Origin of the sequence: Flavobacterium sp., assembly GCF_004295795.1 — a bacterium.
In the GTDB taxonomy this organism is placed as follows: domain Bacteria; phylum Bacteroidota; class Bacteroidia; order Flavobacteriales; family Flavobacteriaceae; genus Flavobacterium.
Genome location: NZ_SEBR01000003.1, coordinates 222,781 through 234,161 on the forward strand (window position 1 = coordinate 222,781; position 11,381 = coordinate 234,161).

The window sequence follows — 11,381 nt, forward strand, 5'->3', positions numbered from 1 at the left end:
TGATTAGGAAATGTTATAAGAGGCGAGTAGTTCCTGATATTCAGGTGAGCTTCTGCGTCGTACCGATTCTGTTCTGACCAAATCCTGCAAGCGAAGGATTCCGTCGAGAATCTGCTCCGGTCTTGGCGGACAACCCGGAACGTAAACGTCTACCGGAATGATCTTGTCGATGCCCTGAAGTACAGAGTAAGTGTCGAAAATTCCGCCCGAACAAGCGCAAGCTCCGACAGAAATTACCCATCTTGGCTCGGCCATCTGTTCGTAAACCTGACGAAGGATCGGGGCCATTTTCTTGGCGATCGTTCCCATGACGAGCAACATATCCGCTTGACGGGGCGAAAAACTCATACGCTCCGAACCAAAACGCGCCACATCATAGTGAGACGCCATGGTTGCCATGAATTCGATTCCGCAGCACGAAGTGGCAAACGGCAACGGCCAAAGCGAATTGGCACGCGCCATACCTACGACAGAGTCAAGTTTCGTGGCGAAAAAACCTTCTCCCGAATAACCGTCCGGCATTGGAGCGTTGGTGTTTATTTTTTTTGAAGAATCTTCCATTTCTGAATTGTTTTGTTTAACGGAAAGAAGTTTTTGCTGCATCGATCTCTTTCATTTCTTCCGTCGGTTAAAATCTTATTCCCACTCAAGGCCTTTTTTGCGGATCACATAAACGAAACCGGTAATGAGGATTGTCATGAAGATGAACATCTTGATAAGACCTTCAAGTCCCATCGCTTTGAAATTCGTCGCCCAAGGATACATAAAGATGACCTCGACGTCAAACAACACGAACAAAATCGCGACAAGAAAGTACTTTACCGAAAAAGGGATACGCGCGTTACCGATAGATTCGACGCCGCATTCGAAGTTCTTGTCCTTGTTGAGTGATTTGCGTTTTGGCCCTAGAAATGATGAGGCTATGATCGTCAAGACTACGAATCCAACGGCCAATCCCATTTGCATCAGGATAGGTAGGTAATCGGTTTGGGTGCTTTCCATAAGAAAAATCCGCTTTTGAATAACTGCAAAGATAACCGCATGTGTAGAAAAAAACAACGAAACCAAGCCTCCGCGCCTGATTACAAGCTAATTTTTATTCATTATAAATAACACGGATGCAGATTGTCGGGAAATGAAAATTTGGAGGTTTTTTCGCTTTGGTGCAATCTTGAAATTTCGCTTTGGGATTTGTTCAAGACCGATATTTTTTTGCTTTTTCGGAATTGGGTCGATTGCTACGTGCTTTTCGTCGGATAAAACAACATGGGAAAGTGATCAGAAAAAGATTGTCCGAATGAAAATTGGAACTGAATCTGAATTTTGAACAACGAAATAAAAAAAGCGCCCCATTTATGAAGCGCCGAATTTTGTAAAAATAAACTATGGAGATTATCTTACTAACGTTACCTGAGCGGCGATTTTTCCTTTGCGGCCATCTTCTTCCTCAAAGTTCACTTTGTCGCCTTCTTTAAGATTTTCGGCTCTTACGCCTGATGCATGAACAAAAATATCTCTTCCTGTCTCGTCATCTGTGATGAATCCATATCCCTTGGATTCAATGTAAAATTTGATTGTACCTGTACGCATTGTTGAAACGAATAAAATTGTTAATGCAAACAAATTTATACTTTATGCCCAAACAAATGTTAACAGCGTTAAAAAAAAATTAATTATTATCAAAAATCAGGTAAACGGTATCAATTCTTGCCGATTTTTTATTTTGTGTTGAGTTTGATTTGCAACTCGTCAAGTTGAGCCGGATTGATGTTCGAAGGCGCGTCAATCATCACGTCGCGACCCGAATTGTTCTTAGGGAAAGCGATAAAATCGCGGATCGTTTCCTGTCCGCCCAAAATTGCCACCAAACGGTCGAGTCCAAAGGCCAAACCACCGTGAGGCGGAGCGCCAAATTGGAATGCGTCCATCAAGAATCCGAATTGGTAACGCGCTTCTTCCTCAGTAAATCCGAGGTATTTGAACATCAAAGCCTGCGTTTCTTTGTCATGGATACGGATCGAGCCGCCGCCAATCTCGTTTCCGTTCAAAACCATGTCGTAAGCATTGGCGCGAACTTTCCCCGGATCGGTTTCAAGCAAGTGCATGTCTTCTGGTTTTGGAGACGTGAACGGATGGTGCATCGCGTGATAACGTCCGCTTTCCTCGTCAAATTCCAACAACGGGAAATCAACAACCCAAAGCGGTGCGAATTCGTCTGGTTTTCGCAAGCCCAAACGCGTGGCGAGTTCCATTCTCAAGGCCGAAAGTTGCGTTCTGGTCTTATCGGCTTTGCCCGACAAAATAAAGATCATGTCGCCGGCTTTGGCTCCGGTCGCTTTTGCCCAACTTGCCAAATCGTCCTGATCGTAGAATTTGTCCACCGACGATTTGAAAGTGCCGTCCGCGTTGCATTTCACATAAACCATTCCGCTTGCGCCAACTTGAGGGCGTTTCACCCATTCGATCAAAGCGTCGATTTCTTTTCTCGTCATTTCGCCGCAATTCGGAGCCGCGATTCCCACGACAAGTTCAGCCGAATTGAAAACCGAAAACTCCTTTTGTTGCGCGACTTGATTCAGTTCCCCGAATTCCATCCCAAAACGAATGTCCGGCTTGTCGTTTCCGTACGTTTTCATCGCGTGATCGTACGTCATCCGCGGAAATTTGTCCACATCGATGCCTTTGATCTCTTTGAGAAGATGACGTGTCAAACCTTCAAAAGTGTCCAGAATATCTTCTTGCTCGACAAATGCCATTTCGCAGTCGATCTGTGTAAATTCAGGTTGTCTGTCGGCGCGCAAATCCTCGTCACGGAAACATTTCACGATCTGGAAATACTTGTCCATTCCGCCTACCATCAAAAGTTGCTTAAAGGTTTGGGGCGATTGCGGAAGAGCATAAAACTGTCCCGGATTCATGCGCGAAGGCACGACAAAATCGCGCGCACCTTCCGGAGTCGATTTAATAAGGTAAGGCGTTTCGATCTCGCAGAAATCCTTGCCCGAAAGGTAATTTCTTACGGCCATCGCAACTTTGTGGCGAAACAGCAAACTGTTCTTCACAGGATTTCTTCGGATGTCGATATAGCGATATTTCATTCGCAGTTCCTCGCCTCCATCGGTTTCGTCCTCGATCGTGAATGGCGGCAAAAGTGCTTCGTTCAAAATGTTGAGTTCAGAAACCAGGATTTCGATGTCGCCGGTGGCCATGTTCGGGTTTTTCGACTCGCGCTCGATCACTTTGCCTTTCACCTGGATCACGAATTCGCGACCCAACGAGCGTGCTTGTTCGAAAACGGCTTTGTCGGTGCGTTCCGAATCGAAAATAAGCTGCGTAATTCCGTATCGGTCGCGCAAATCTACCCACGACATAAAACCTTTGTCGCGCGATTTTTGCACCCAACCGGCGAGCGTAACCTCTGTATTGATGTGCGAGGCTTTGAGTTCCCCGCAGTTATGGCTTCTGTACATTTTGAAAAATTTGGTGCAAAAGTAGCGAATATTGTGCAAAGTGGCGGTTTGCTTTTGGGCGGAATTTGAGCTTCTGTCGGAATCAGTTTTAACAAAAAGTACATTTTTTCTGTAACCGACATATTTCCAAAATCCCGATCTTACCTTCAGGGAAGGGGCCGGTGTTTATCCCTAAAAAATTCGGCGATGACTTGATTACAGAAAATCTGTAAAAAAGGTTAAATGTAAGTTTCTGAAAAAGCGACTAGCGAATATTATGCAAAGTGGCGGTTTGCTTCTGGGCGGAATTTGAGCTTCAGTCGGAATCAGTTTTAACAAAAAGTACATTTTTTCTGTAACCGACATATTTCCAAAATCCCGATCTTACCTTCAGGGAAGGGGCCGGTGTTTATCCCTACAAAATTCCGCGATGACTTGATTACAGAAAATCTGTAAAAAAGGTTAAATGTAGGTGTCTGAAAAGCGACGTCCGATCGTTCTTTCTGACGTTTATTTTTAGGAGCAAAATCCCGCTGCCCGCTTCTAGCTTTCTTGCAAACGCCGGTTTTTTCTACGGCTGAGGCGAGCTTCCTGCGGTCGCTGCCACAGCCGTGAAAAACCAAGCCGTTTCCGGCAAAAGGCTAACCGCTTGCATCGGGGCTATTTCCAGTTCGACAATCAATATTCGTTATTCATTGTTCGTTGTTCTATTCAAATCCCATCCCGATAGCTGTCGGGACTAATTCCACCCAACTGACACCGCAACCAAAATCCAAATCTCAAGTCTAAATCGCAAAAGTTCCGATCACGATGCAAATGCGTCTGTTGTCCATCAGTCTCATCTATCCGTCTTTCATCTATCCGTCTTTCATCTATTATCTCGCAAAGACTTTTTTCCCAAAACGAAATCACCAAATCATATTAAACACTATTTTTACGTCTCTGTAAAAAATCCAACAACATATGAAGAAACTAGTATTAGGTCTGTTTCTGGCTTCCGCGGCAATGTATGCTCAGGAAACCAAAGTGAAATTCGCCGCCGAGATCGCCAATCGCAACTCCGATTCCATTGTGATCGCAGGCCGTAATTTCAAAAAAGTCATCAAAGGAAAAGACGGAAAATTCTCCGATACATTCGAAGCGCCACAAGGTTTTTACAACTTGGGAGACGGCGTGGAAACGACACAACTTTACCTTACTCCGGGCTCGGACATCAAATTGAAGATGGACGCCAAAATGTTTGATGAAACCATCAAATACACAGGAAAAGGTGCTGCCGAGAGCAACATTTTGGCTTATTTGGCACTTGAACAGGAAAAATTGGAGCCGCTAATGGAGAAAGGCGACCAACAAGGATTTTTGGCCGGGTTCGATAAATTGTCCGCTGACGTAGCTTCCAAACTCGCCAACAAAGAGGTGAACGAGCAATTCCGTACGCAAATGACGGCCGGTTTGGCGCAAAACAAAGCCAGTTTGCAAAAAATGTTCGATGCCAAAGCGGCTCAGGCAAAACTCGTCGGAACGGCTTCTCCTGATTTCGAATACGAAAACCACAAAGGCGGAAAGACAAAACTTTCAGCGATGAAAGGAAAATATGTCTATATCGACACTTGGGCAACTTGGTGCGGACCGTGTAGAGCCGAAATCCCAAGCTTGAAAAAAGTGGAGGAAAAATACCACGGCAAAAACATCGAGTTCGTAAGTGTTTCTATCGATGCCCAAAAAGATCACGACAAATGGAAGAATTTCGTATCTGAAAAACAACTCGGCGGCACTCAAGTAATGGCTGACAAAGACTGGAATTCAGACTGGGCTGTCGCTTTCGGAATCCAATCGATCCCGCGTTTCATCCTTATTGGACCAGACGGAAAAGTTGTCGATGCCGATGCACCGCGTCCATCCGACCCAACTTTGGTCGCCAAATTGGATACTTTGGTGAAATAAAAAATCGGAGTAATTTTTTTCGAATAACGGAAACCCGGCGTAAATGCTGGGTTTTTTGTTTTCCAATGTTAAGTTTTATTCAATGTTACCAAATTGTTAAGCAAAAGTTTGGTTAGTGTAAAGTGGTTCTCTATTTTTGTTTCAGATTGAATATTAACCACGAATTCTTTCACACGTTTCCCATAGACTTGAGAATGTTGCAAAGAATTCCCAAAAAACCTACTATAATGAAAAAGTACTTTATTGCAGCGGCTATGTTGGTTTCGGCTTTTGTTTCAGCACAAGAAAAAGAGCCAAAGCTCGAGGCTGTCGGCCAAATGGTTAAAGCTACCTATTTCCACGATAACGGACAGATTGCCCAACAAGGATATTTCAAGGAAGGCAAAGCCGAAGGTAAATGGATTTCCTACGACGCTACCGGAAACAAGAAAGCAATGGGAGAATACACGAACGGTGAAAAAACCGGAAAGTGGTTCTTCTGGAACGAGAAATCATTGAGCGAAGTCGATTACTCTGGCAGCCGCGTTTCGGCGGTTCACAGCTGGAATCAGGCAGTAGCGAAAAACTAATAGTATTTGTAAACAAGAACAAGGCTGTCCGATTGGGCAGCCTTTTTTAGTTACGAAAGTTGTGTCCGTTGGGATTTCTTGGTTCGCAAGAAAGAATAAAGGCCAAGCAACGAAAGCCCGATCCAAAGCACGTCGACGAAAAACATCGAGAACATGTCGTTCGAAAGCGCTTTCCAGAACCAATTTCCGGTTGCGACTCCGTTTGCGATCGGAACCAAAAATCCGAGAATGCTTCCCAAAAGCAAATTGTATTTCGTGGTGAACGCGAGACTTCTTTTCAACAAGAATCCAATTACGAGCAAAAGCCATCCGATGAAATAGAAGCTGTAAAGGAACGTCATATCCGCGGCAGCGTAAAGCTTAACGGCGAGGAAAGTCGCGGCCGTAATCGGAAACATCGTCATCGAAATCGCGAGATAAATTCTTACGACAGCGTTGTTGAAACGGCGTTTTTTCTCGTCCAATTTCTTTTTGTCACGCGCCACAAGCCAAAGCATCACGCCCGAAATGATCACGAAACAAGTGATGAGTCCGAAGATAAAACTCACGATTTTCATCGAGTAACCCGCATAATCGCCGTAGTGCAATTTGTACAGTAAATTTCGCGTCGTATCGAGATACGAAGTCGTTTCGTAAGGATCTTGTTTTGCCAGGATTTTTCCGTCAGAATCAAAAACGACACGGCCGACGCTTGACATTTTCTGGGATTTGTCCAGCATTCCTTTAGCGATAATCCGCATGTTCGCGTCTCCGTAATGCTGAATTTCCAACGCCGTCAGGTGAAAATCGGGAAATTGGGCTTCGGCAGTTTTGGCCAGCGCGTCCATATCGGGCAAAGCCGAAATGCGTTTGTTGGCAAATTCGACCCTGTGGTTCATGTAACCCAAATCGGCGTAAAGTTTTTCAGAATCGCCTCCGTAGAACAATCCGACACTTGGCGCGACAAGGAAAATGTTGATCAGGAAAAAAGCTCCGGTCAACGCATAGACGAACTGAAACGGCAATCCTATCATTCCCAAAGCCGTATGAGCGTCGGTCCACAACGTCTTGAGTTTCTCTTTCGGACGGAAAGTGTAAAAGTGGGAAACGATCTTTTTCCAATGTACCAAAACGCCGGTGATGATCGCGAAAAGGAAGAACAAAGCCGTGAATCCGGCGAGGTAATAGCCATACGGATAAGGGATTTGCGCCAGAAAATGCAGTCGGTACAAGAATTCGCCCAACGCATAACCTTCTTCGTAAGTCTGGAATTTCGATTTTCGGGCGTCAAAATAAACATATTCGTGAATGCGCGCTTTCTTGTCAGCCAGCGAATCCGACGTCGGATCCATGTGCGCCACGATGAAATTTTCGGCATAAGGACGCGAGAATTCCACCGTTCGGCCTTGCATGACGAATGCCGTATCCAACGTGAAAAGTGTCTTCTTGAAATTGGCAGTCGGCAAAAGATATTCGTTGTCAGCCGCCGATTGGTTGTGTTGCCAATTGTTGATGTCGTCCCGGAAAAACGCGAACGATCCGGCGAAGAAAATCACGAACAAAACCGCACTGATCACGATGCCGCTCACGGTGTGAAGGTGGAAGAAAATATTGTACTTGCGGTTTTCCATGTCAGATAGTGTAAATGGTTCCGGCGTAAGTGATAGCGCCAAAAATCAGGCTTAGAACGAGATAAAGCGCCCACATTTTCCATCCGCTTTTGGCGATGAAAGTCACGATCATGAGCGTTACCCACATCAAAAATCCGGTGTAGGCCGTCGTGATCAAAACCGTCGGACGGTCGAACCACGCGATAAACATCATGTGAAAAGTGAGCGTCACGAAATAACTGCCGAGAATCGCGGCCGAAATCTTGGCGAATCTTGGCCAAAAAGCCGGAGTGAGGTATTTAGGATTTGCTGGCATTTAGACGAGGTTTGACATTTCCACAACAAACAAAAACACAAAAACGATCAAAGCCGTTTTGAGGTTCAGGATTTTTAGAGGCGACAAAAGTACGACAAGACTCGCCACGGTCATCAGGATCACGAAAAACATAAAGCTTCCGGCGCCGATGCCTTTCTGCATGATTACGAGCATCAGTGAAGCAACCAACAGCAAAAGTCCGCCTGTCTTGGCGTTTGCCGAATTGCTGCGAAACCAAAGTTCGAGTTTCGAATCGCCTGTCAAAATCGCTTTCGCGGATGTGTTGTATCCGGCCAAAAAACCCAAAAACGCCAAAAATGTTCCAATCGTGATCATAGAAATTCCTGTATTTACGTCAGCGCGAAAGCCCCGACGCGAATCGAGGCCTTGGCATAACTAACCAAATTTGCATTAAAAATTATAAGAAACTCCGGCCGAGAACACGCGAGGGCGTTGCGGACTGATCGTCGACCAACCTTTGTAATATTCTTCGTCGGTCAAATTGTCGAGTTTCAGGTTGATAGTGAAATCAGATTTCTGGTAAAAAATCGATGCGTTCAACACTGTATATTCCGGCAGGTAGAGCGTTCCGGCCAAATTTCTGTTCATGATCGCGTTCTTGCTTCCGTAGTTCAAACCGAATCCGGCGCCAAGTCCTTGCAGTTTTCCTGCTGTCAGACGATAGCTCGCCCAAAGGTTCGCCAAGTTGCGCGGACCGGCACTTTCCGGACGTCGTCCCAGGAAATCTGCATCGCCTTCCTCGAGTCGGCTGTCGTTGTAGCTGTAACCGGCCAAGATGTTCAAACCGTCGATTGGATTTGCGGTGATGCTGGCTTCGAAGCCTTTGTTGCGTTGTTTTCCGTTCTGAACGTTGATCTGGTCAGGGAAAAGTGTTCCGTTGTCGACGTAGGTCAAATAAACGCGGTCGTCAACCTGAATGTCGTAATAGCTTACCGTGGCGGTCAAACGATCGCTGAATCCGTTCAATTTTACACCGAATTCAAATTGGTTGGCGTGCTCCGGGTCGAACGAACGCCCGACGTTTGCTCCGTTTACGACGTCATTTACACCAACGACATTCGTGAATCCGTTCATGTAATTGGCGAAAATGGCCACTTTGTCCTGAATCGGTTGGTAAACCACACCGAATTTTGGAGAGAAAGCCGTTTGGTTGTGATCGTCAGATGTTGTCGTGATATCGCCTTTATTGCTGAAACGGTCGGCGCGAAGACTTGCCATGACAGACAAATTCGGCATAAAGTAAAAGATGTTCGAAGCATAAGCCGAGAAAACTTCTTGTTTCGTGCGGTAAGGATTCGTGCTTGGATTCTGCGGGAAGCCAGGGAAAACCGCCAAAGCAGCGATTCCGGCATCGGCACCATCTTGTGTCAAAACGCCCGTGTCGTCTGGCGTCGAACTCATCGGAATACTATACAAAGCGTTCAAAGTAGGAGCGAAAGCCGCGAAATAAGTCGGATCGACACCGATGTTTACAAAGCCGTGGGCGCCGTAACCTGTGCTGTTGTCGATCGTATTAAGATTCAAATATTCGACACCACCGATGAATTTGTTCTTCACAAAGCCGATGTTGTATTCGCCGATGAAATTCTGTTGCACGTCCAATCCGACTTTTTCGTAATTCTGACGACTTGTGTAACGCGCAAAGATTGAACCCTGTGTAATTTCTGGTTGACCTTGGGCGACAAGTTGTGCAGAAATGGTGGACGTTCCTTCGTACAGGTAGGAATAATAACCTTCCGAACGCGACGATGAACGCGAAACAGCCGTTTGTGACGTCCATTTGTCATTGATCTTGTACGACATGATTCCTTGAAGGTTGAACGTGGGCGTTTCCATATAAAGGTCGTTGCTCGTGTAAGAGCGCTCGTTGTCATAACCGAGTTCCGCTACGGAATTGTAGCGCAAAACCGAGCCGCGGTCTGGAAACAACATGGTTTGGTTGGTCGATTTTCCGTTGAAGAATTCCGTGTTCACGAAGAACGAAAGTTTGTCGCTATGGTTGTAAGTGAACGACGGCGCGATAAAAACCGAACGTTTGAAACCGGCATCCTGAAAACTTGCCTCGCTATGGTAAGCGGCGTTGATCCTCGCGGCAGCTTTTCCCGCTGAACCGATTGGATTGTTTACATCAAGTGTCACGCGGTTCAAACCATAAGTTCCGCCTATGTAAGAAACAGACCCGCCAAAAGTGCTGTAAGGACGTTTCGTGGTCACGTTGATCAAACCTCCGTAAGAAATTAGAGAGCTTCCGAAAAGCGTTCCGGATGGACCTTTCACAACTTCGATGCGCTCGACGTTCGCCGGATCAGGGCTTCCGTTCGTAAGCGATGGAAGTCCGTTGGCCATCGTCGGCTGAACCGCGAACCCGCGAAGCGAGAAGTAACCCGCACCGTCTCCGCCGCGACCTGTGGATTCCCACAATTTGTCGATTCCAGGTGCATTTTTCAACGCGTCGTCGAAGTTGGTGATGTTTTGTTCTTTCAAGACTTCGGCCGAAATCGTGTTGTAAACCTGCGGATTCTCGATGTCTTTCAAAGGCATTTTCGAAACCACGGCGCTTTCCTTGCGCATGAATTTGTTCACTTTGTGGCCTTCGATGGTCACGTCTTCCAATTGCTCGCTGGAAGAAACCAGTTCGAAGTTTTCGACGATTTCAGATCCGGCTTCGACCGTGACGTTTTTTTCTTTTGTGCCGAATCCGACAAGGGAAACGCGCAAAACGTAATTTCCGGGTTTGATGTTCTTGATTTCGAAGTTTCCGGCTTGATCCGTAACCGTTCCGATTTGCGTGTTTTTGAGCACCACAGAAACGTTGTCAGCAGTCACGCCTGTACCAAGTGAAACTTGTCCCTTGATCGTCGCCGTTTGAGCAGAGCCTGTGGCAGCAAAGCACATAACCGACAAGACGAAAAGGAAATGTTTGAGTGAAATAGATTTCATGAGGTTTAATTTTTCGAGTGCAAAACTAAAACCCGAATCCCATTTCAGCAAGTTTATTTTTATTTATTCTAAATAAGATAGAAATATGTTTATTTTTTTATAATCTGATATTTTTTTAACCGATTAAAGAGAAATTCAAAAATCATATCTTAAAAACCTGTGTGTTTTCTTTTTGATTTTGGGATTTTTGCTCTTTTTTGGCGTAACGTTTTTTGTAAAATTTATTTTTTGAGCTTTTTCCGGCTGACTGGCACTAGCTTTTTTGCAAAAACCGGTTTTTCTATGGCTTGAAACGAGCTTCCGTTGGTCGCTGTTTCAAGTCAAGAAAAATTCGGTTTTTTCTGCAAAAGGCTAGTTGCCGTCATCCGGGCTATTTCTTTTTAGCCGCAAAAATCTTTTTTCTTCATCAGTTACTGTGAAGCCGGAAATTTTTTTCGCTCTCGAAGCGTAAATAAAAAAGCTTCGCTTTTTTTGGTGTTTTTCGGCAGCTGCGCTGCCGCAGGCTTTGATTTTGATTCGTCGCCTGCCAGCGGGGCTTACTTTTGCCTCGCCG

At 45.5% G+C, this 11,381-nt stretch carries 11 protein-coding genes; 2 read left to right on the plus strand and 9 right to left on the minus strand.

Features of this window, described 5'->3' with window-relative positions; genetic code table 11:
* Window positions 1-3 precede the first annotated feature (3 nt).
* The 4 genes from EOO49_RS03355 to aspS form a co-directional block, all read right to left on the minus strand.
* On the minus strand, window positions 4-561 hold the full coding sequence (locus EOO49_RS03355; RefSeq protein ID WP_290842725.1) for an NADH-quinone oxidoreductase subunit B: 558 nt from the start codon (window positions 559-561) through the stop codon (window positions 4-6).
* A 75-nt stretch (window positions 562-636) separates the two neighbouring features.
* Entirely contained in the window at window positions 637-1,002 is a 366-nt protein-coding gene (locus EOO49_RS03360) for an NADH-quinone oxidoreductase subunit A (RefSeq protein ID WP_290842727.1), read from the minus strand.
* Window positions 1,003-1,392: 390 nt separating this feature from the next.
* Window positions 1,393-1,590, minus strand: coding sequence for a cold-shock protein (locus tag EOO49_RS03365; protein WP_290842729.1), 198 nt, complete (start codon window positions 1,588-1,590; stop codon window positions 1,393-1,395).
* Between the two features lie 128 nt (window positions 1,591-1,718).
* Window positions 1,719-3,470 carry an aspartate--tRNA ligase gene (gene aspS, locus EOO49_RS03370; RefSeq protein WP_290842731.1) on the minus strand — a complete coding sequence of 584 codons (1,752 nt, stop codon included), beginning with the start codon at window positions 3,468-3,470 and terminating at the stop codon, window positions 1,719-1,721.
* Between the two features lie 942 nt (window positions 3,471-4,412).
* Between aspS and EOO49_RS03375 the strand changes: the two genes are divergently transcribed.
* Complete coding sequence (locus tag EOO49_RS03375) at window positions 4,413-5,393, plus strand: TlpA disulfide reductase family protein (RefSeq protein WP_290842733.1); 981 nt, start codon at window positions 4,413-4,415, stop codon at window positions 5,391-5,393.
* A 227-nt stretch (window positions 5,394-5,620) separates the two neighbouring features.
* On the plus strand, window positions 5,621-5,962 hold the full coding sequence (locus EOO49_RS03380; protein WP_290842735.1) for a membrane-binding protein: 342 nt from the start codon (window positions 5,621-5,623) through the stop codon (window positions 5,960-5,962).
* A 50-nt stretch (window positions 5,963-6,012) separates the two neighbouring features.
* On the opposite strand, the gene EOO49_RS03385 is transcribed toward EOO49_RS03380, so the two are convergent.
* The 5 genes from EOO49_RS03385 to EOO49_RS03405 form a co-directional block, all read right to left on the minus strand.
* Window positions 6,013-7,572: a PepSY domain-containing protein gene (locus EOO49_RS03385; RefSeq protein WP_290842737.1), complete on the minus strand. Its 1,560-nt coding sequence runs from the start codon at window positions 7,570-7,572 to the stop codon at window positions 6,013-6,015.
* Window position 7,573: 1 nt separating this feature from the next.
* A complete protein-coding gene (locus tag EOO49_RS03390) occupies window positions 7,574-7,867 on the minus strand; it encodes a hypothetical protein (protein ID WP_290842739.1) in 294 nt (97 codons plus the stop codon).
* On the minus strand, window positions 7,868-8,203 hold the full coding sequence (locus EOO49_RS03395) for a hypothetical protein (RefSeq protein ID WP_290842741.1): 336 nt from the start codon (window positions 8,201-8,203) through the stop codon (window positions 7,868-7,870). It lies immediately after the preceding gene.
* A gap of 75 nt (window positions 8,204-8,278) precedes the next feature.
* Window positions 8,279-10,828: a TonB-dependent receptor gene (locus EOO49_RS03400; protein ID WP_290842743.1), complete on the minus strand. Its 2,550-nt coding sequence runs from the start codon at window positions 10,826-10,828 to the stop codon at window positions 8,279-8,281.
* Between the two features lie 351 nt (window positions 10,829-11,179).
* A partial coding sequence (locus EOO49_RS03405) for a hypothetical protein (protein WP_290842745.1) occupies window positions 11,180-11,381 on the minus strand: 202 nt, incomplete at its 5' end.

What these genes read in the sequence shown, in the direction of transcription:
- EOO49_RS03355 (WP_290842725.1), bottom strand. Translation starts at nt 561, where the DNA reads ATGGAAGATTCTTCAAAAAAAATAAACACCAACGCTCCAATGCCGGAC.
- EOO49_RS03360 (WP_290842727.1), bottom strand. Translation starts at nt 1,002, where the DNA reads ATGGAAAGCACCCAAACCGATTACCTACCTATCCTGATGCAAATGGGA.
- EOO49_RS03365 (WP_290842729.1), bottom strand. Translation starts at nt 1,590, where the DNA reads ATGCGTACAGGTACAATCAAATTTTACATTGAATCCAAGGGATATGGA.
- aspS (WP_290842731.1), bottom strand. Translation starts at nt 3,470, where the DNA reads ATGTACAGAAGCCATAACTGCGGGGAACTCAAAGCCTCGCACATCAAT.
- EOO49_RS03375 (WP_290842733.1), top strand. Translation starts at nt 4,413, where the DNA reads ATGAAGAAACTAGTATTAGGTCTGTTTCTGGCTTCCGCGGCAATGTAT.
- EOO49_RS03380 (WP_290842735.1), top strand. Translation starts at nt 5,621, where the DNA reads ATGAAAAAGTACTTTATTGCAGCGGCTATGTTGGTTTCGGCTTTTGTT.
- EOO49_RS03385 (WP_290842737.1), bottom strand. Translation starts at nt 7,572, where the DNA reads ATGGAAAACCGCAAGTACAATATTTTCTTCCACCTTCACACCGTGAGC.
- EOO49_RS03390 (WP_290842739.1), bottom strand. Translation starts at nt 7,867, where the DNA reads ATGCCAGCAAATCCTAAATACCTCACTCCGGCTTTTTGGCCAAGATTC.
- EOO49_RS03395 (WP_290842741.1), bottom strand. Translation starts at nt 8,203, where the DNA reads ATGATCACGATTGGAACATTTTTGGCGTTTTTGGGTTTTTTGGCCGGA.
- EOO49_RS03400 (WP_290842743.1), bottom strand. Translation starts at nt 10,828, where the DNA reads ATGAAATCTATTTCACTCAAACATTTCCTTTTCGTCTTGTCGGTTATG.